Source organism: Nocardioides alcanivorans (assembly GCF_021555175.1).
In the GTDB taxonomy this organism is placed as follows: Bacteria; Actinomycetota; Actinomycetes; order Propionibacteriales; family Nocardioidaceae; genus Nocardioides; species Nocardioides alcanivorans.
On record NZ_JAKGRW010000006.1, the window covers coordinates 84,186 to 103,293 of the forward strand.

At 68.5% G+C, this 19,108-nt stretch carries 14 protein-coding genes and 4 pseudogenes; 12 read left to right on the forward strand and 6 right to left on the reverse strand.

Annotated elements, in window-relative coordinates; all coding sequences use genetic code 11:
* Positions 1–113 precede the first annotated feature (113 nt).
* Positions 114–2,169, forward strand: a pseudogene (locus tag L1066_RS03260) (NAD(+) synthase).
* Positions 2,170–2,244: 75 nt separating this feature from the next.
* Positions 2,245–2,985: a hypothetical protein gene (locus tag L1066_RS03265; RefSeq protein ID WP_235734955.1), complete on the forward strand. Its 741-nt coding sequence runs from the start codon at positions 2,245–2,247 to the stop codon at positions 2,983–2,985.
* A gap of 3 nt (positions 2,986–2,988) precedes the next feature.
* Here the strand turns inward: L1066_RS03265 and L1066_RS03270 are convergent, their stop codons facing one another.
* The gene (locus tag L1066_RS03270) at positions 2,989–3,498 is read right to left on the reverse strand and encodes a hypothetical protein (RefSeq protein ID WP_235734956.1); all 510 of its coding nucleotides are present in this window, start codon (positions 3,496–3,498) and stop codon (positions 2,989–2,991) included.
* A gap of 167 nt (positions 3,499–3,665) precedes the next feature.
* Between L1066_RS03270 and L1066_RS03275 the strand changes: the two genes are divergently transcribed.
* From L1066_RS03275 to L1066_RS03295, 5 genes and pseudogenes are all read left to right on the forward strand, one after another.
* The gene (locus tag L1066_RS03275) at positions 3,666–5,003 is read left to right on the forward strand and encodes a glutamine synthetase family protein (protein ID WP_235734957.1); all 1,338 of its coding nucleotides are present in this window, start codon (positions 3,666–3,668) and stop codon (positions 5,001–5,003) included.
* A 264-nt stretch (positions 5,004–5,267) separates the two neighbouring features.
* Positions 5,268–7,428, forward strand: a pseudogene (locus L1066_RS28355) (bifunctional [glutamine synthetase] adenylyltransferase/[glutamine synthetase]-adenylyl-L-tyrosine phosphorylase); the annotation flags it as partial.
* Positions 7,429–7,494: 66 nt separating this feature from the next.
* The gene (locus L1066_RS29080) at positions 7,495–7,950 is read left to right on the forward strand and encodes a [protein-PII] uridylyltransferase family protein (RefSeq protein WP_235735162.1); all 456 of its coding nucleotides are present in this window, start codon (positions 7,495–7,497) and stop codon (positions 7,948–7,950) included.
* Positions 7,951–8,055: 105 nt separating this feature from the next.
* Positions 8,056–8,697: a SatD family protein gene (locus L1066_RS03290; RefSeq protein WP_235734958.1), complete on the forward strand. Its 642-nt coding sequence runs from the start codon at positions 8,056–8,058 to the stop codon at positions 8,695–8,697.
* Positions 8,694–9,428, forward strand: coding sequence for a hypothetical protein (locus L1066_RS03295; RefSeq protein WP_235734959.1), 735 nt, complete (start codon positions 8,694–8,696; stop codon positions 9,426–9,428). The genes L1066_RS03290 and L1066_RS03295 overlap by 4 nt, the downstream gene beginning before the upstream one ends.
* 24 nt (positions 9,429–9,452) lie before the next feature.
* On the opposite strand, the gene L1066_RS03300 is transcribed toward L1066_RS03295, so the two are convergent.
* The 3 genes and pseudogenes from L1066_RS03300 to L1066_RS28360 form a co-directional block, all read right to left on the reverse strand.
* Positions 9,453–9,629, reverse strand: a complete 177-nt coding sequence (locus tag L1066_RS03300) for a hypothetical protein (RefSeq protein WP_235734960.1) — start codon at positions 9,627–9,629, stop codon at positions 9,453–9,455.
* Positions 9,611–10,504 carry a protein adenylyltransferase SelO family protein gene (locus L1066_RS03305; protein ID WP_283095262.1) on the reverse strand — a complete coding sequence of 298 codons (894 nt, stop codon included), beginning with the start codon at positions 10,502–10,504 and terminating at the stop codon, positions 9,611–9,613. Before L1066_RS03305 ends, L1066_RS03300 begins: the two co-directional genes overlap by 19 nt.
* 98 nt (positions 10,505–10,602) lie before the next feature.
* A pseudogene (locus tag L1066_RS28360) lies at positions 10,603–10,887 on the reverse strand (protein adenylyltransferase SelO family protein); the annotation flags it as partial.
* A 142-nt stretch (positions 10,888–11,029) separates the two neighbouring features.
* On the opposite strand from L1066_RS28360, the gene L1066_RS03310 reads away from it, so the two are divergent.
* Entirely contained in the window at positions 11,030–11,452 is a 423-nt protein-coding gene (locus L1066_RS03310; RefSeq protein ID WP_235734961.1) for a Fur family transcriptional regulator, read from the forward strand.
* A 66-nt stretch (positions 11,453–11,518) separates the two neighbouring features.
* Complete coding sequence (gene katG, locus L1066_RS03315) at positions 11,519–13,741, forward strand: catalase/peroxidase HPI (RefSeq protein WP_235734962.1); 2,223 nt, start codon at positions 11,519–11,521, stop codon at positions 13,739–13,741.
* Positions 13,742–13,874: 133 nt separating this feature from the next.
* Here katG and L1066_RS03320 read toward each other — a convergent pair whose 3' ends face one another.
* Positions 13,875–14,351 (reverse strand): 5'-3' exonuclease H3TH domain-containing protein, encoded by a 477-nt coding sequence (locus L1066_RS03320; RefSeq protein WP_376707639.1) that lies wholly within the window; start codon positions 14,349–14,351, stop codon positions 13,875–13,877.
* 99 nt (positions 14,352–14,450) lie between these two features.
* Positions 14,451–14,896: pseudogene (locus L1066_RS03325) on the reverse strand (5'-3' exonuclease); the annotation flags it as partial.
* Positions 14,897–15,042: 146 nt separating this feature from the next.
* On the opposite strand from L1066_RS03325, the gene L1066_RS03330 reads away from it, so the two are divergent.
* From L1066_RS03330 to L1066_RS03340, 3 genes are all read left to right on the forward strand, one after another.
* Positions 15,043–16,077, forward strand: a complete 1,035-nt coding sequence (locus tag L1066_RS03330; protein ID WP_235734964.1) for an alcohol dehydrogenase catalytic domain-containing protein — start codon at positions 15,043–15,045, stop codon at positions 16,075–16,077.
* Positions 16,078–16,195: 118 nt separating this feature from the next.
* Positions 16,196–17,119: a DUF4352 domain-containing protein gene (locus tag L1066_RS03335; protein ID WP_235734965.1), complete on the forward strand. Its 924-nt coding sequence runs from the start codon at positions 16,196–16,198 to the stop codon at positions 17,117–17,119.
* 362 nt (positions 17,120–17,481) lie between these two features.
* The gene (locus L1066_RS03340) at positions 17,482–19,044 is read left to right on the forward strand and encodes an HNH endonuclease signature motif containing protein (protein WP_235734966.1); all 1,563 of its coding nucleotides are present in this window, start codon (positions 17,482–17,484) and stop codon (positions 19,042–19,044) included.
* Positions 19,045–19,108: the final 64 nt, after the last annotated feature.

Consider the following 19,108-nt stretch of genomic DNA (forward strand, 5'->3'; position numbering starts at 1 on the left):
GATCTCGTGGCTCCTCGACGGGAGTCCCCGGACGTGACAACGCTAGTCGTCAGGTGCCGTCGGCGCTCTGTGTGCTCGATCACCCCGGGAGGCGTGCTCGTAGACTCGCCGTCGTGGACTTCTTCTCCGCCTATGCCCATGGGTTCGCGCGCATCGCGGCCTGCACCGTGCCGGTGGCCCTGGCCGATCCGGCGCGCAACGCCGAGATCGCGCTGGAGCAGGCACGTGCGTGCCACGACGAAGGAGTTGCGCTGGCCGCGTTCCCCGAGCTGAGCCTCACCGGCTACTCCGTCGACGACCTGCACCTGCAGGACACCCTGCTCGAGGCGGTCGAGGCCGCCATCGACACCTTGGTGGAGGGGAGCCGCGACCTGTTGCCGGTCCTGGTCGTGGGAGCGCCGCTGCGCCACGGCAGCAGGGTGGTCAACGCTGCGGTGGTGATCCATCGGGGCGCGGTGCTGGGCGTGGCCCCGAAGTCCTACCTGCCGACGTACCGGGAGTTCTACGAACGACGCCTCTTCGCGCCGGGCGACGATCGTCGGGGAGCAGCATCCGGCTGGGCGACGCGGAGGTGCCCTTCGGGCCGGACCTGATCTTTGCCGCTGACGATCTGCGCGGCTTCACCTTCCATGTCGAGGTCTGTGAGGACATGTGGGTGCCGGTGCCGCCGAGTGCCGAGGCGGCACTGGCCGGCGCGCAGGTCCTCGTGAACCTGTCGGGTTCGCCGATCACCGTCGCGCGGGCGGAGGACCGCCGGCTGATGGTGCGCTCGGCGAGCGCCCGGTGCAACGCCGCCTACCTGTATGCCGCCGCCGGGCAGGGCGAGTCGACCACCGACCTGTCTTGGGACGGACAGACGATGGCCTACGAGTTGGGTGACCTGCTGGGTGAGTCGGAGCGGTTCCCCGACGGCGCGCGGCGGACCGTCGTCGACGTCGACCTCGACCGGATCCGCCAGGAGCGGATGCGGCAGGGCACCTTCGACGACAACCGGCGCACCCTCGCCGCGCGCACCGACGGGTTCCGGACCGTCCCCTTCGAGCTGGCGCCGCCCTCCGGCGACATCGGCCTGGCGCGCAAGGTCGACCGCTTTCCGTTCGTGCCCGACGACGAGGCCCGGTTGGCGCAGGACTGCTACGAGGCCTACAACATCCAGGTCTCCGGGCTGGAGCAGCGGTTGCATGCGATCGGCCACCCCAAGGTGGTCATCGGGGTGTCCGGCGGCCTCGACTCCACCCACGCCCTGATCGTGGCGGCGAAGGCGATGGACCGACTCGGTCGGCCTCGCACCGACATCCACGCCTTCACCATGCCGGGCTTCGCCACGGGAGACCGTACGAAGTCCTACGCGACGCGTTTGGCGACGTCGCTGGGCGTCACCTTCGAGGAACTCGACATCCGGCCCGCGGCCGAGCAGATGCTCGCCGGACTGGATCACCCGTACGCCGATGGTGAACAGGTCTACGACGTCACCTTCGAGAACGTGCAGGCAGGCTTGCGCACCGACTACCTCTTCCGGTTGGCCAACCACCGGGGCGGCATCGTGCTCGGCACGGGTGACCTGTCGGAGCTGGCCCTGGGCTGGTGCACCTACGGCGTCGGCGACCAGATGTCGCACTACAACGTCAACGGTGGTGTGCCCAAGACGTTGATCCAGCACCTCATCCGCTGGGTGATCACCTCGGGGCAGTTCTCCGCCGAGGAGCACGGCGGTGAGATCGACGCCGTACTCGCGGAGGTCCTCGACCAGGAGATCACCCCGGAGCTGATTCCGGATCAGGACGGCCAGAGGCCACAGGCCACGGAGGACTCGGTCGGCCCCTACGCGTTGCAGGACTTCACCCTGTGGCACGTGCTGCGTCACGGCGAGCGGCCCTCCCGCATCGCGTTCCTGGCCTGGCACGCGTGGCACGATGCTTCGGTCGGCGAGTGGCCCCCGGGCTTCCCGGAGGAGAAGCGGATCGCCTACGACCTGGCCACCATCCGCAGGTGGCTGGAGGTCTTCGTCCGCAGGTTCTTCTCCAGCCAGTTCAAGCGTTCGGCGCTGCCCAACGGCCCCAAGGTGAGTCCGGGGGCACGATGTCTCCTCGTGGTGACTGGCGGATGCCCTCCGACGCCGCTCCCACTGCTTGGTTGGCAGAACTCGAGCGGATCCCCGACTCCGAGTGAGGCACTCCGGCGTCTTGTCCGGATTCGTCTAGGCTGCCGGCGACCTCATCACCGGAGTTGGACGAAGGAGACCTGGTGCGCCGTATTGCATCGATCATCGTGAGCGCAGTGGTGGCCTCTGCCACCGTGGCCGCCCCGGCCGTGGCCGCCGGACCGGACAGTCAGTCCGTGTCCGTGGCCGCGAAGAAGACCAAGCCTGCGAAGCCGCCGAAGGCATGCCGCAAGCGTCTGGCGAAGCCGAAGAAGGTCGTGCCGTCGAAGCGCTTCGCGAAGTGCGTGGTCAAGGCCATGGTGAAGGGCAGGACGGCTCACCTGAGCTCGAGGTTCAGCGACGGCAGCGGGAACCAGGGCGATGCACGCTTCAAGAAGAACTACACCGAGACCTCCGCGAGCTACAGCGACGGCTCGAGGCTGGTGGTGCTTGGTGGCAAGGCCTGGTTCAAGCCTGCCGGTCATGGCTGGGTGAAGGCGAAGAACAAGGGCACCCCCAACGAGCAGCTGGCCTGGAACATCCAGCAGTTGTGGGTCGGCCTCTCCTCGGCTCGCGCCTACAAGGCCTACCTCCGCGCCAGCTCCAGCGGGTGGAAGCCCACGGGCCGCAACAAGGGGGTCAACGGCGTGACGGCCCGCGAGTACGTCGGCACGGTCACGATCGAGGGGCTCACCCACGATGACTACCGGGTCTGGGTGGACAAGTGGGACCGCCCGATCCGGATCAACTCCACCCTCACCGCCTACGGAAGCACCATCACCGGAGTGCAGAACTTCAAGAAGTGGGGCAAGAACGTGAAGATCAAGAAGCCGAAGCTCGGCTGATGATCAGGTGCGGTGCAACAGCGTGCTCTGGGCGTTGTCCGCTGCTGCGGCGACGTTGTCGACCGCGTCGCTGACCTTGCCGGCGGCCTTGCGTCCAGCTCGCTTGGCACCGTTGAAGAAGCCCTGAAGACCCAGCGTGGCACCAGCTCCGACCAGCCACACGTCCTTGGCGATGGCGGTGCCGTCCTGGGTGGGCTTGATGCTGCCCGGCTGGCGCAGGCCGGGGACCCGGGCGTAGAGGCCCATGAGTCCGAGACCGAAGCCTGCGAGCGCCGTACCCGCGATGGCTGAGGGGACCTTCGGGGTCAGCAGTGCTGTTCCCAGGGCGATCTCGCCGATGGCGAGTGCCTTGGTGAAGGTTGCCGGCTCGAGGGCGCCGAAGGCCGGGTAGGCCGTGGCAGCGAACCCGTGCAGCTGCTGCGCGGTCTCCTGGTCGGCGCTGAGCTTGGTCAGGCCCGAGTTGAGGATGAAGGCGCCGGTCGTGGCGCGGAGCGGGGCGTGTGTGAGGTTCATCCCAACAGACTAGGCCGCGGGGGCCAAGGGATTGCCGCCTCACGCTCGCAAGAAGCGCTACCTCGGGCCGCAAGAGGCGCTCCTTGGCGTCCCAAGTCGGGCGACTTCGCGGGGTTCGAGGTGGTGCGTTCACGCCGTGGCAACACCCATGCGACATAGTTGGTCCCATGGGTAAGCAGGAAGACTTCGTGCTGCGGGCACTCGAGGAGCGCGACGTCAGGTTCGTTCGGCTGTGGTTCACCGACGTCCAGGGGTTCCTGAAGTCGGTGGCCGTGGCCCCGGCCGAGCTCGAAGGCGCCTTCTCGGAGGGCATCGGCTTCGACGGCTCGGCGATCGAGGGCTTCGCGCGGGTCTACGAGTCCGACATGCTGGCCATGCCGGATCCGTCGACCTTCCAGATCCTCCCGTGGCGCGGTGAAGGACCGTCGACGGCTCGCATGTTCTGCGACCTTGTCATGCCCGACGGCAGCCCGTCGTACGCCGACCCTCGCTACGTCCTGAAGCGCACGTTGAGCGCGGCGGCGGAGAAGGGCTTCACCTTCTACACGCATCCCGAGATCGAGTTCTACCTCTTCAAGGACACCCCCAACGCCTTCGAGGAGCCGGTGCCGGTCGACCGGAGCGGCTACTTCGACCACACCGCCCAGTCCTTCGGGTCCGACTTCCGCCGCGAGACCATCACCATGCTCGAGGCGATGGGCATCTCGGTGGAGTTCAGCCATCACGAGGGCGGCCCCGGCCAGCAGGAGATCGACCTCCGCTACGCCGACGCCCTGAGCACCGCCGACAACATCATGACCTTCCGTACCGTGGTGCGGGAGGTGGCGCTGAGCCAGGGCATCTGGGCGTCCTTCATGCCCAAGCCGTTCACGGAACACCCGGGGTCGGGCATGCACACCCACGTCTCGCTCTTCGAGGGAGACCGCAACGCCTTCTTCGAGGCGGGCGCCGAGTACCAGCTCTCCAAGACCGGCCGGCAGTTCATCGCCGGCATCTTGACCCACGCCGGCGAGATCACGGCGATCACCAACCAGTGGGTCAACTCCTACAAGCGACTCCTCGGTGGCGGCGAGGCGCCGTCCTACATCTGCTGGGGTCACAACAACCGCTCCGCGATGGTCCGGGTGCCGATGTACAAGCCCAACAAGGGCCAGTCGACCCGCGTCGAGCTGCGCACCATCGACTCTGCGTGCAACCCCTACCTCGCCTTCGCGACGATCCTCGGGGCCGGCATGAAGGGCATCGAGGAGGAGTACGAGCTCCCGCGTGAGGCCGAGGACGACGTCTGGTCGCTCTCGGACCGGGAGCGGCAGAGTCTCGGCTTCCAGCCGCTGCCCAAGACGCTCTACGAGGCGATCCGGGTGGCGGAGGAGTCCGAGCTCCTGCCCGAGATCCTCGGCGAGCACGTCTACGACTTCTTCCTCCGCAACAAGCGGGCGGAGTGGGAGGACTACCGGATCCAGGTGTCCGCCTTCGAACGTTCGCGGATGTTGCCGGTCCTCTGAGGACAGGGGAGGAGACTCGTGGCGAGACCGGTCGGCCGTGGTGCCCTGATCAGCCTGGGTTTCCAGGATCCCGACCGGGCCCGGGAAGACTTCGCGCGGCTCGGCGACGAGGTGGGCACCGCGCTGCAGCCAGTGCTGCGCGAGACACCTGATCCCGACCTCGCCCTACGGAGCTTCGTCGACCTCCTCGATGTCGTCGCAGACGCTCCCGCGCTGCTGGACCGGCTCGCCGAGCACTGTGACACCGCCAGACGGTTGTTCCAGGTGCTCGGCGGCAGCAGGGCCCTCGGTGAGCACCTCCACCGCCACCCCGAGCAGTGGCACGAGCTCGACGACGACGCCTTGGGCGTGACGCGCCCACCGGCGTACTTCCTGCGTGAGTGCCTGATGCGTGCGGTGGGAGCCGACCCCGGCGCCGACGAACCCGCGTCCACGTTGCCCGACCACGAGGCCCTCGACGCTCTCCGCGTGGAGTACCGCCGACTGCTGATGCGACTGGCCGCCCGCGACCTGGCCCACGGGGCGGAGCTCTCGGACATCGCTGCCGAGATCTCCGACCTGGCCGCCGGCACCCTCGACGCCGCGCTCGCGGTCGCCCGGACCCGGGTGGGGAGAGTGCCGCGACCGCCCGCCTCGCGATCATCGCGATGGGCAAGTGCGGCGGCCATGAACTGAACTACATCAGCGACGTCGACGTGGTCTTCGTCTTCGAGCCGGTCGACGGCGCCGACGACAACGTCGCCCTGCGCGCCGCCACCCAGTTGGCGGCGAATCTCATGCAGGTGTGCTCGGAGCAGACGTCTGCCGGCACCATCTGGCCGGTCGACGCAGCATTGCGTCCCGAGGGCAAGTCCGGGCCGCTGGTCCGGACACTCGCCTCGCACGAGGGCTACTACGAGCGGTGGGCGAAGACGTGGGAGTTCCAGGCCCTGCTCAAGGCCCGGCCGGTCGCCGGTGACAAGCAACTGGGCGCCGACTACCTCGAGATGGTCGCGCCGCTGGTGTGGTCGGCGGCGTCGCGCGAAGGGTTCGTCCAGGACGTCCAGTCGATGCGTCGCAGGGTGCTCGACCACCTGCCTGCCGCCGACGCCCAGCGACAGCTCAAGCTCGGCTCCGGAGGATTGCGCGACGTCGAGTTCGCCGTGCAACTGCTGCAGTTGGTGCACGGCCGCACCGACGAGGAGGTGCGCTCCTCGACGACGCTCACGGCGTTGGCCGAGCTCACCGCGGCAGGCTACGTCGGCCGCGAGGACGGCCGCACGCTCCACGATGCCTACTGCTTCCTGCGCACCCTCGAGCACCGGATCCAGCTCTTCGACCTGCAGCGCACCCACGTGGTGCCGGACGACGAGGAGTCGCTGCGGCGCCTGGGACGTTCCCTGGGCTACCTGAAGGCGCCGGTCCGTGGCCTGACCGAGCAGTGGCTCCATCACCGGCGGGAGGTGAAGCGCCTGCACGAGAAGCTCTTCTACCGTCCGCTGCTCTCGGCGGTGGCGCGGATCCCCGGCGAGGAGGCTCGGCTCACGCCGAAGCGGGCGCTCGACTGGCTGGCTGCGCTCGGCTACCTCGATCCGACCGCTGCCCTCGGTCACCTGGAGGCGCTCACCGCCGGTGTCAGCCGAACGGCTGCCATCCAACGCTCGTTGTTGCCCGTGATGCTCGAGTGGTTCGCCGATTCGCCGGATCCCGACGCGGGTCTGTGGGGCTTCCGCCGCATCAGCGAGAGCCTCGGCTCGACCCACTGGTACCTGCGTCTGCTCCGCGACGAGGGCGAGGTGGCCGAGCGGTTGGCCCGGGTGCTGGCGACGTCGCGCTACGCCACCGATCTCCTCGAGCGTGAGCCGAACGGTGTGAAGTTGCTGGGCGAGAACCTCACCCCGCTGAACTCGACCGCGATCGGGGCGGAGATGCGCGCCTCGGCCAAGCGGCAGGCCAAGGTCGATGATGCGGCCCGGGCGATCCGCGCCGTACGCCGCCGTGAGCTGTTGCGCATCGCCACCGGTGAGCTCGTGGACGAGAACGACGAACTGGACGTGGGCAAGGGTCTCACCGCGCTGACCGACGCCACGTTTGCGGCGACGCTGGACCTGGCCGAGCGCGCGGTTCGCGAGGCTCGTGGCCTCGACGAGGCGCCGACCCGGATGGCGGTCATCGCCATGGGCCGCTACGGCGGTCTCGAGCTGTCCTACGGCAGCGACGCCGACGTGATGTTCGTGCACGACCCGGTCGAGGGGCTGACGCGCAGGTCGCGGCGCAGTATGCCCAAGCTGTCGTCCTCGAACTGCGCCGGGTGCTGGCGATGCCCGCGACCGACCCGCCGCTCGAGGTCGACGCCGACCTGCGGCCCGAAGGCAAGCAGGGTCCGCTGGTGCGGACGCTGGAGTCCTACCGGGCCTACTACGCGAGGTGGTCGGCGGTCTGGGAGTTCCAGGCCCTGCTGCGTGCGTTCCCCGTCGTCGGGGATCCGGACCTGCTGCGGCGCTTCATGGCGATGATCGACCCGCTGCGCTTCCCGGCTGATGGACTCAGCGAGGACGACGCCCGGGAGGTACGCCGCATCAAGGCGCGTGTCGACGACGAGCGACTGCCGCGTGGTGCCGACCCCAACACCCACCTGAAGCTGGGACGGGGTGGGCTTGCCGATGTGGAGTGGACGGTGCAGTTGCTGCAGATGCAGCACGCGGGCCGGGTGCCCGGGCTGCGGACACCGCGCACCCTCAAGGCGCTGGTGGCGGCGGGAGAGGCGGGGATCCTCTCGGCGGAGGACGTCGAGACCCTGACCACGGCCTGGCGCACCGTCAGTGCCACTCGCAACGCGATCACCCTGGTGCGCGGCAAGCCGTCCGACCACCTGCCGCACACTGCCCGGGAACGCGCCAGCGTCGCCGCCGTGCTCGGCTACGAGCCGGGGAGACCGACGAGATGGTCAACGACTACCTGCGGGTGACCCGGTTGGCGCGCGGAGTGGTGGAACGAGTGTTCTGGGGGTGAAGGCAATCCCTTCACAATCATCGTTGTGAAGGGATATGCTTCATTTCATCGGAGGTGAAGCATGAAGCTGGCGACCTTGATCGGCGACGTGGTCTCGTCTCGCGCCGCAGACGACCGGAGCACGCTGCACGCGGTGCTGCTCGAGGCCCTCGCCCGGGTGAACGCCGAGTACGCACCTGCGCATCCGCTCCGGGTGACGGTGGGCGATGAATACCAAGGCGCCTTCACCGAGGTGGGTGCTGCCGTCCGTGCGAGTCTGGCGTTGCGCCTCGAGCTGCGGGAGTACGACGTCCGCCACGGTCTCGGCTGGGGCACCGTGACGATCCTGCAGGAGGAGCCGCGTGTCGAGGACGGCCCGGGCTGGTGGGCGGCGCGTGCGGCGATCGAGGCGGTCCATGCCGAGCAGGAGCGCGCGGCGACCAGGTGGCGGCGCACGGCCTTCCGTACCGAGGAGGCGCAGGCGGCGCTCCTGGCCCAGGCGGTCGAGGCCGCCCTGGTGCTGCGTGACCAGGCGGTGGACCGTCTCGACATCCGCTCTCTGTCGGTGCTCTCAGGGATGCTGGCGGGACGGACCCAGCGGGAGATCGGTGAGGAGCTCCAGGTGAGTGCTTCGGCGGTGTCCCAGCGGATCCGTGCTGGCGGCCTCACCGCGCTAGCCGCGGCCCAGGAGGTCTGGACGATGTCGGGAGAGGGGCAGGGATGAGTTGGTTGGCGGTCTGGTTGATCGGTGCGGCAGTTGCCGACCTCACCCACTCGGTGCGCCCGATGCGGGTGGTGCCGGGGGTGGTCGGCGCGATGTTTGCCATCGGCGCTGGCCTCGCGGCAGGGCTCACCGGGGGCGCCGATCTCGTGGCCGTGCTCGCGCTGGCCTGCTGCGTGGTGTTGTGGGACGCCCTGGTGCGACGTGGATTCGGCACGGGCCGGGTCGGGCCGCCGTTGCTGCTGTGGGGCGGCGTGCTCGTGGTGCTGCTGCTCCTGGCGGGCAAGGCATCGCGGGTTGGCGCGGCCGTCGAGACGTGGCACGAGGGGTCGCCGTTGCCTTGGGTCTCCTCGGTGGACGCCGATCTGCTCCTGCTCGGCATCGGGGTGCTGCTCGCGCAACTCTCCACCGGCAACGTGCTGGTGCGGTTGGTGCTCACCGGCACCGGCACGGTCAACGTCGCCCAGGGCCACGATGCCGGGCGCACCTTGAAGGGCGGTCGCCTGCTGGGGCCGATGGAACGCCTTCTGATCGTCGGGCTGGGGCTGGCGGGGCAACTCACCGCCGCGGGCTTGGTGATCGCGGCCAAGGGGCTGCTCCGCTGGCCCGAGATCCAGGCCTCGAGGGACAGTCGCGACGGTCCGGGCGTCGACGAGCTCACCGAATACTTCCTGCTCGGCTCGTTCGTGAGCTGGTTGTGGGCGCTCGGCGGCCTCGTGTTGCTGGCTGCCTGACCCCAGGCGCGGCGATGGGACTGCTCAGGTGCCGCAGAAGGTCTGGAACGAGTCGGCAAACCCGGCCGGTGCTGGCGCGGAGAAACGGGCGTCAACCGGCGTCCACGGTGCCCGCACGGCCGCCAGGAGCTCTTCGAACCCCGTGAGGTCTCCGGCCTCGGCGTCACGCAGCGCACGGTCGGTCAGGTGGTTGCGCGGCACGTTGATCGGGTTGGTGCGCTCGATCGCTCCGGCGTCGGGGTCCTCGCCGCGCCACGAAGTGAGCCACGCGTCGATGCCGGGCAGGTCCAGCATGAGCTCGCGGACGGGTTCGACATCGCCGCGAGCAGCTGCGCCCAGGCGCCGGAACGTGGTGGTGAAGTCGGCACGTGCCTCCGCCATCCGTTCGAGGAGCTCGGTGCCGAGCGTGACGGCCCGTGTTGTCGGGTCGCCTGAGAGGCCGAGCTTGGCGGCGAGCACCGCCCCCAGCTCTGCGCATAGTCCTCGGGGAAGCCCTGCAACGCCTCGGTGGCGACCTTGATCGCGCTCTCCTCGTCCTCGGCGAGGAGGGGGAGGATCGCCTCGGCGAAGCGGGCCAGGTTCCACTGGGCGATGGCCGGCTGGTTGCCGAGGGCGTAGCGACCCTCGTGGTCGATGGAGGAGAAGACCGCGGTCGGGTGATAGCCGTCGATGAAGGCGCACGGGCCGTAGTCGATGGTCTCCCCGGAGATCGTCATGTTGTCGGTGTTCATCACGCCGTGCACGAAGCCGACCCCCATCCACCCGGCCACCAGATCGGCCTGGGCCCGGACCACCGCCCGGTAGAGGGCGACGTACCGCTGGGGGCCGGAGGCCTCGGGGTGGTGACGTTCGATGGCGAGGTCGGCCAGGCGTCGGAGCAGGTCGAGGTCATTGGTGGTGCGGGCGAGCTGGAAGCTGCCGACACGCAGGTGGCTGCTCGCGACGCGCGTGAGTACCGCGCCGGGCATGGGGGTCTCCCGCTGGACCGACCGGCCCGTCGCCACGACCGCCAGTGATCGGGTCGTGGGGATGCCGAGGGCGTGCATCGCCTCGCTGATGAGGAACTCGCGCAGCATCGGGCCGACGACCGCGCGGCCGTCGCCACCGCGGGCGAGGGAGTCCGGCCGGATCCCTTGAGGTGCACGTCGACGAGGCGGTGATCAGGAGTCTCGAGCTCCCCGAGGAGCAGTGCCCGTCCGTCTCCCAGACGGGGTGAGAACCCACCGAACTGGTGACCGGCATAGACCTGCGCCACCGGCCCTGCGCCCTCGGGAGACTCATTGCCGATCAGGAACCGGATCCCCTCCGGGGAACGCAACCAAGCAGCGTCGAGGCCGAGGTCGGCGGCGAGCGGCTCGTTGAGTGCCAGCAGCTGCGGTGCTGGGGCCTGCTCCGCCGACCACGCCACCGCCATCTCGGGCAGGGTGGTGGCGAATTCTTGGCGGAGCGTCGGGTGCATCTTCCCAGCCTACGAGGGCTCGGGTCAGTGCGAGCGTGAGCGCTGGTGCGTGAGCAGCGACACTCGGGCAGCGCCGGGTTCCCCGGCGTGGCACTGCGTGTCCTTTCTTGATTAATTCAAAACAAGGTGGCAGGGTTGGAGCATGTCCGAAGCAGTCCACGAGCAAATGCTCAGGACCGCCTCCCTGCGGGTGACCAAGCCCCGGCTGGCGGTGCTGTCAGCAGTGCACGCCCACCCGCACGCCGACACCGAGTCGGTCATCAGCGCTGTGCGCGCCGATCTCCCCGAGGTGTCGCACCAGGCGGTCTACGACTCCCTCAACACGCTGACCGGGGCGGGTCTCATCCGCCGCATCCAGCCCACGGGGTCGGTCTCCCGCTACGAGGCCCGGGTGGGGGACAACCACCACCACGTGGTCTGCCGCGGGTGTGGTCAGATCGCCGACGTCGACTGCGCAGTCGGCCACGCGCCGTGCCTGACCGCCTCCCACAACCACGGCTTCCAGATCGACGAGGCCGAGGTCATCTACTGGGGCACCTGCCCGGAGTGCGCTCAGCAGAGCTGATCCACCTCGGGGGCCCCGGTCCGCAGACTCCATCCATCTCACATCCACTGCCCTTGGAAGGAACTCATGTCCGACAAGCACGACGACGCCGTACTCGCCGACGTCAACGAAGAGAGCGCCGGCGGTTGCCCCGTGATCCACGGTGGCACCCCGCACCCCACGCAGGGCAGCGCCAACTCCGCTTGGTGGCCCAACCGGCTCAACCTGAAGATCCTCGCGAAGAACCCGGATGTCGCGAACCCCAACGGCTCGGACTTCGACTACCGCGAGGCGTTCGCCGGTCTTGACTACGACGCGTTGAAGGCCGACCTCAACGACGCCCTCACCGACTCCTACGACTGGTGGCCGGCCGACTTCGGCAACTACGGCCCCTCCTTCATCCGGATGGCCTGGCACAGCGCCGGCACCTACCGGATCACCGACGGCCGCGGTGGTGCCGGTGCCGGAATGCAGCGTTTCGCGCCGCTCAACAGCTGGCCCGACAACGTGCTGCTCGACCGCGCCCGCCGGGTGCTGTGGCCGGTGAAGAAGAAGTACGGCCAGGCAATCTCCTGGGCCGACCTCTTCATCCTGGCCGGCAACGTGGCGCTCGAGAACATGGGCTTCGACACCTTCGGCTTCGCCGCGGGCCGCGAAGACGTGTGGGAGCCCGACGAGGACGTCTACTGGGGCGCCGAGACGGTGTGGCTCAACGACGACAAGCGCTACACCGGCGAGCGCGACCTCGACAACCCGCTGGCCGCGACCCAGATGGGTCTCATCTACGTCAACCCCGAGGGCCCGGGCGGCAACCCCGACCCGCTGGCGTCGGCTCGTGACATCCGCGAGACCTTCGGCCGGATGGCGATGAACGACGAGGAGACCGTCGCCCTCATCGCCGGCGGCCACACCTTCGGCAAGACCCACGGCAACGGTGACGCCGACCTGCTCGGCCCCGAGCCGGAGGCCGCACCCCTCGAGGAGCAGGGCCTGGGTTGGAAGAACGGCAACGGCACCGGCAAGGGCATCGACAACGTGGGCTCCGGCCTCGAGGTCACCTGGACCTATCACCCGACCCGGTGGGACAACGAGTTCTTCCACATCCTCTTCGCCTACGAGTGGGAGCTCATGGAGTCCCCGGCCGGTGCGAAGCAGTGGCGCCCGATCAACGGTGGTGGCGCCGACATGGTGCCCAACGCCCACGGTGACGGTCGCCAGGAGCCGCGCATGCTCACCTCCGACCTGGCGCTGCGGTTCGACCCGGTCTACGGGCCGATCTCGAAGCGGTTCAAGGACAACCCGGAGGAGTTCGCCGACGCGTTCGCCCGCGCGTGGTTCAAGCTCACCCACCGTGACATGGGTCCGCGCGACCGCTACCTCGGCCCTGAGGTCCCCGCAGAGGTCCTCATCTGGCAGGACCCGGTGCCCGCTGTCGACGGCGAGCCGATCGGCGCTGCCGAGATCGCCGATCTCAAGAACCGCGTTGCCGAGTCCGGTCTCAGCATCTCGGAGTTGGTCTCCACTGCGTGGGCATCGGCCTCCACCTTCCGTGGTGGCGACAAGCGTGGTGGCGCCAACGGCGCGCGGATCCGCCTCGAGCCGCAGCGCAACTGGGAGGTCAACCAGCCGGCCCAGCTCACCCGGGTGCTCAACACGCTCGAGGGGATCCAGGCCGACTTCAATGCGCAGGGTGGCAAGCAGGTCTCCATCGCCGACCTGATCGTGCTCGCTGGTGGCGTGGGTGTCGAGCAGGCCGCCAAGGCTGCCGGTCACGACATCGAGGTGCCGTTCACCCCGGGGCGCACTGACGCCACCCAGGAGCAGACCGACGTCGAGTCGTTCGCCTACATGGAGCCGACCAACGACGGCTTCCGCAACTACCTGGCCAAGGGTCACCGCCTGCCGGCGGAGTTCCTGCTCGTCGACCGTTCCCAGCTGCTCACGCTGAGCGCGCCGGAGATGACCGTTCTCGTCGGTGGACTGCGCACCATCGGCACCAACTGGGACGGCTCCCAGCACGGTGTCTACACCGACACCCCGGGTGCGCTGACGAACGACTTCTTCGTCACCCAGCTGGAGCTCGGCACCGACTGGACCCCCGACGAGGCCGAGCAGGTCTACACCGGCAAGCTGGCCGACGGTCGCACCGTCACCGGCACCCGTGTCGACCTGGTCTTCGGCTCCAACTCGGAGTTGCGCGCCCTCGCCGAGGTCTACGCGAGCGACGACGCGAAGACGAAGTTCGTCAACGACTTCGTCGACGCCTGGGTGAAGGTCATGGAGCTCGACCGCTTCGACATCAAGAAGTGACCCGCTCCGGCTCCCGACTCCGCTGAATGCCGGCCGGAGTCGGGACCGGGCGCCGAGACGTCCCCGGATCGCACCTCGTGTGCGGTCGGGGACGTCTGCATTTCCCACCGCAGCGCGCCCAAGTCGCTGGAAGTCACCTCTCGACGACGGAGGAGGCGGGCGCGGAGGTGAGTACGCGAACGGCGAGGTCGGTGGTGGCTTGCACGTTGAGGTGGCCGACGACGCGGGAGACCCGGTCGACGTCGAGGGGCAGCAGACCCGGGGAACCGGGCACATCGGGCGTGAAACCGAGGTCGAGGTCATCGCGCCCAGCCATGAGACGGACGTTGAACTCGTAGCGTTCCCGGGCGCCCGGCGCGCTGAGTCGGGTGCGCAGCGCGTTGCCGATGCGACGGTTGCTCGTCTCCTCTGCCCACGAGTCGAGGGCAGCCACCAGGGCGCGGCCGTCGTTGTGCTCGATGTCGGCCCAGACCGCATCCATGGTGCCCATCACGTCGAGCAGGATCGGAGCGGTCTTCTCGCCGATGCCCGGCACTCCGGGAAGGTTGTCGCTGGAGTCGCCGCGCAGGGCGGCGAAGGCCAGATAGTTCTCTGCAGCAACGCCGTACATCGCATTCAGGCGGGACGGCGTGAGCAGGGGCGAGGCGTTGATGCCGCCGTTGATCAATCGCAGCACGGAGGTGTGGTCGCTGATGTGCGCGAAGGCGTCACGGTCGGAGGTGATGATCACGCACTGCCAGTCGTGCTCGACTGCCCAGGTCGCGGCGGATGCGTTGACGTCGTCGGCCTCGAGTCCGGGTGGGGTGAGGGTTGCCAGACCCAGCGCATCGAGCAGGGAACCGGCGCGCTCGAGTTGGTCGACGAGGGTGTCGTCCTTGGCGCGCGCCCCGCCTTGTAGTCGGGATAGAGCCGCTCCCGGACGGAGTCTCGACGGTCGTCGATGCCGAAGATGACGGCATCGGGTGCGAAGGAGTCGATCGACTCCAGGATCTGGCGCAGCATGCCGTGCAGTGCCCACGCCGGCCGGTTGGTGCGATCACGCAGGTCGGTGTGCGCACGCGCGTGGTGGTTGCGGTGCAGCAATGAGGGCGCGTCGACGGCCAGCAGCAGTCTGCGGGGCTGGTCGGGAGCTACGGGGTTCATGGGTGGTTGCATGCTACGGAACGCCGCCGCGGCGGCGAGGTGCGCCGTACGAATGTGGTGACGGCCGAGGTCGCGACTGCAGGTGGATGGGAGCGGGAGGCCGCGGACCTCCCTGCTGTGCGCACAATCGGCCCCTTGAATGAGTGCGAGGAGGCACGGTGCGAGCAGCGGTGTTGCGTGGTGGACGGTTGGTGGTCGACGAGATCCCGGAGCCGCCGGAGCCGAAGCCCGACCAGGTGGTGGTCGAGGTGCTCGCCAACGGGATCTGTGGCACCGACCTGCACGTGGTGGCCGATCTCGACGGCTGGTGGGACGCGACCGAGCGCGCCAATGACCTGATGAAGCTCTTCGACCGTGAGCGTGACGTGGTGATCGGGCACGAGTTCGCCGGACGGGTGCTGAGGGTGGGTGCTGAGGTCGGCACCGTCGCGGTCGGGGATCTCGTCTACTGCATGCCGCTGGCGATCGCCCCGGACGGTGCGTTGCACTGCCTCGGCTTCAGCAACGACTACCCCGGTGGGTTCGCCGAGCGCGCCACGGTGGACGCGTCGATGGTGGTGCCGTTGCCCGATGGGTTGCGCGCCGAGCACGCCACGTTCCTAGATCCGATGGGTGTGGGGGAGTACGCCGTCAATCACCGTGCACGCATCCCCGCAGGAGAACCCGCCGTGGTGATCGGCACGGGACCGGTGGGGTTGGGCGTGGTCGCGGCGCTGCGTCGTGCGGGCGCGAGCACGATCGTGGCCGTGGAACCGACGCAACTTCGGCGTGAGGCCGCTGCCAAGGTGGGCGCCGACGTCACCGTCGACCCCGGCGAGCGGAGCTGGACCGAGGTGTGGGCAGAGCTGGGGTTCGTCGGCCCTGCCTATGTCTTCGACACGAGCGGCGCGCCTGGCATGGTGCCGCGGCTCGTGGAGGAGGTGCCGATGCGCTCGGTGATCACCTCCGTCGCGTCGGGCACCCGCGAGGAGCCGTTGAAGCCCTCGATCGCTGTGAAGAAGGACCTGACCATTCACTTCGCGATGGGCGGATCGACGGAGATCTATGCCCGGATGGCCGAGGAGTTGGTGGCCGGCCGGCCGGACGTCTCGGATCTGGTGACCACGATCGGACTCGACGACGTTGCCGATGCCTTCGTCGCGCTGCGTACGCCCACCGAGCACGTGAAGGTCGCGGTGCTGCCCGGCGCCTGAGACGGTCAGTCGGCCTGCACCGGTCGGCCCGGGCCGATCGGGTCGAAGGTGGGTGATTGCGGGACAAGCGTCGCGGTGGTGGGACACAATCCGGACGTCATCGTCTCGAGAGGCCTCCATGCGCATCAAGTTCCTTCCGCTCCTTCCGTTGCTCGCTGTTGCCCTCGTCGGCTGCGGTGATGACGACGACCCCAAGACGGAGAAGGGGGCGGAGAAGGTGGTGCGCGAGTTCCATGAGGAGATGAACGACGGCGACTACGACGACGCTTGCGATCTCATGACCGATGACTATCGCAAGCAGATCCCCCAGGAGTGGGACGAGGAGGGGCTCGGTGAAGACACCGGCACGTGTGAGGCCGCCTTCCGCCAGGCGAACGCCTTGATCCGTGCCTTCGGCGAGCTGGACGACTCCGAGCCGATCTTCACGATCGCCTCACTGGAGGCAGAGCTGGACGGTGACAGGGCGTCGGTACGTGTTGACTACGAGGACGAGAACTCCGCAGGTCAGATCTTCCGGCTCGTCCACACGGATGGGGACTGGCTGATCGAGGCGATGGACGACGTCAATGACGACGACAGCTCCGGGCCGGCGCCCAGAGCCGAAGCGCCTCCGGAGACCTCGAGCCCTGTTGCACCCACGGCTCTCACGGACACCGTCGCCGTCGGCGACTGGACAGTCACGATCACGGACGTCGACCGTGACGCGGACAAGGCCGTGCACAAGGCCAACGAGTTCAACGACGATCCGCGGGGTGTCTACGTACTGGTCACCTTCGAGGCGGTCTACAACGGTGCCGAGCGCACGGCTGACATCGGTGATCTGAGCTGGCGCCTCACCACCAGCGACAACCAGGTGGTGGAGACGGCAAGTCAGGTCACGCCGGCCGACACCGAGGAGTGGACCCGCACGGTACGCACTGGCGGTACGGCGAGCGGACAGGCGCTCTTCGACCTCGACCCCGCTCTCCTCGACGGTGGCCTGCTGTCGGTCGAGACCTATGACAGCGACTACGAGCTCCAGTTCGTCGACTTCCAGCTCTGACCTCAGCCCGAGACCGCCCTCCGGTCGCAGGTCGAGCTTGTCGAGACCCCCGCGCCGCCCACCCCCGTTGGTCGAGCCTGTCGAGACGGGACCGGAGGTCGAGCTTGTCGAGACCACCCCGCCGCCCACCCCGCTGGTCGAGCTTGTACTCCGTTGGTCGAGCTTGTCGAGACCACCCCGCCGCCCACCCCCGTTGGTCGAGCCTGTCGAGACCGCGTCCCGGCGCCCACCCCGCTGGTCGAGCCCGTACTCCGTTGGTCGAGCTTGTCGAGACCTCGTCCCAGCAGCGCCTGGCGGTGGTTGTCCACAGGTTGGGTTCGTGATCCCCGTGTTGTGTCGGAGCCAAATGTTGGACTGGTTCCATGATCGAAATCGACGCCCGCCACCAGCCCTACGAGGTCACCGACCTTGACGCTGGCAGCCTGCTCGGCTTCCTGGCAGAAGACCGGGTCGTCGAGTTGAAGATGGTCCGTAAGAAGCTGCGTTTGGCCTACCAGTGGGCGATCATGCACCCACCCACACCTGACAAGCCGAAAGCCGTGGTGGGTGACGAGACCCTGTTCCCCACCGACTGTGAAGACAGGATCTCCGGTGACGGCACCCCCGATGTCGCGTTGTTTGCGGTGGAGGAGCTCGCCGCATCAGGTGGGATGTCGCGTGGTGCTGGGTTCGCGTTGGTCGCCGACGCTCTGGATCTGGTGCACCGGTTGCCGCAGTTGTGGGCGAAGGTCGAGGCCCTGGAGGTGCCGGGGTGGAACGCCCGTCGTGTCGCACTGCTCACGAGGAAACTGTCCTATGAGGCGGCACGGTGGTTCGACGACCGCCTCGCTGCGACCGGCCTGTCGGGGTGGCCGACGATTGAGAAGTGGTTGGCGATGGCGATCGCCAAGTTCCACCCCGACCTGGTCAAAGACCGCAGCGCTCCGAAGGGGAAGGCGGATTGGGGTGTGTGGCTGCACCACCCCCACGCCGGACACGAAGAAGGAGCCGGCGGTGTTGCTGGCGCCTCGGAGTTGCAGGCCGTCGGTGACTCGTTGGACCTCACCAGGTTCATGGATTTGTTGTCTGCCGAGGCCGAGACGATGCGGCGTCTGGGTGACACCGACGACGTGAACCAACGGCGTGCGAAGGCGATCGGGCGGCTCACTGACGACACTGACCAACCCACCCTCGACTACACCAACGCCGACAGCGCCACCGGCGGCGACAGCAGTACCGACGTCACCGACGGAAGCGACAGCACCGGCATCGGTACCGGCGGCACCGGCACCTCGTCCACCGTTGCGGCGGTGGGTGGCGAGCCGGTGCTGGGCAACCCGGTGCTGGTTGAGCCGGGGATCGGGGTGAAGCCGGGTCGGTTGGTGACAACACCGGGGCCGTTCGGACGTCGGCGTGGGTTGCGGGTGATGGCCCACGTCAACCTCGCGGACCTGTTCGCATTAGGCCTCGACCCCCACGAGTTGGGCCTCGACGGCGACGGCATCGCCTCCACCGACCGGTTGGGGCAGGTCCTCACCAGCCAGCTACGAGACTGGATCACCCGCCACGGTTCCCTTGCGACCGTCACCCCGGTCGTGGATGTGAACAGGACCGATGCAGTGGATCGACATGATCCACCCGAATGGATGGATACTTTGGTCCGGTTGCGTGACCCGCACTGTGTGTATCCCAACTGTGAACGCTCCAGCTGGGACGCCGACCTCGACCACATCGACCCCTACCAACCACCCGGTGAGGGTGGCCCGCCCGGGCAAACCCGCCCGGAGAACCTGGCGCCGTTGTGTCGGCGTCATCACCTGATGAAAACCCACGGTAGGTGGCGTTACCGCCGGGCCAGGGACGGAACGTATATCTGGACCAGCCAGCACGGCAGGACCTGGCTGGTCACCCCACAAGGCACCCACGACACCACCGAGAGCCACTGAGCACCACCCACCACAAGCAGCGCCTGCCGAACAATGCACCACCCGCCCACCCCGGGAGAACACA

Bases quoted from the DNA above. Each gene is read 5' to 3' on its own strand.
- L1066_RS03320 (WP_376707639.1), bottom strand. From the start codon at position 14,351: ATGTACGGCGTTGCTGCAGAGAACTATCTGGCCTTCGCCGCCCTGCGC.
- L1066_RS03295 (WP_235734959.1), top strand. From the start codon at position 8,694: ATGAGTTGGTTGGCGGTCTGGTTGATCGGTGCGGCAGTTGCCGACCTC.
- L1066_RS03290 (WP_235734958.1), top strand. From the start codon at position 8,056: ATGAAGCTGGCGACCTTGATCGGCGACGTGGTCTCGTCTCGCGCCGCA.
- L1066_RS03305 (WP_283095262.1), bottom strand. From the start codon at position 10,504: ATGCTGCGCGAGTTCCTCATCAGCGAGGCGATGCACGCCCTCGGCATC.
- L1066_RS03335 (WP_235734965.1), top strand. From the start codon at position 16,196: ATGCGCATCAAGTTCCTTCCGCTCCTTCCGTTGCTCGCTGTTGCCCTC.
- L1066_RS29080 (WP_235735162.1), top strand. From the start codon at position 7,495: ATGATCGACCCGCTGCGCTTCCCGGCTGATGGACTCAGCGAGGACGAC.
- L1066_RS03275 (WP_235734957.1), top strand. From the start codon at position 3,666: ATGGGTAAGCAGGAAGACTTCGTGCTGCGGGCACTCGAGGAGCGCGAC.
- L1066_RS03340 (WP_235734966.1), top strand. From the start codon at position 17,482: ATGATCGAAATCGACGCCCGCCACCAGCCCTACGAGGTCACCGACCTT.
- L1066_RS03270 (WP_235734956.1), bottom strand. From the start codon at position 3,498: ATGAACCTCACACACGCCCCGCTCCGCGCCACGACCGGCGCCTTCATC.
- L1066_RS03310 (WP_235734961.1), top strand. From the start codon at position 11,030: ATGTCCGAAGCAGTCCACGAGCAAATGCTCAGGACCGCCTCCCTGCGG.
- katG (WP_235734962.1), top strand. From the start codon at position 11,519: ATGTCCGACAAGCACGACGACGCCGTACTCGCCGACGTCAACGAAGAG.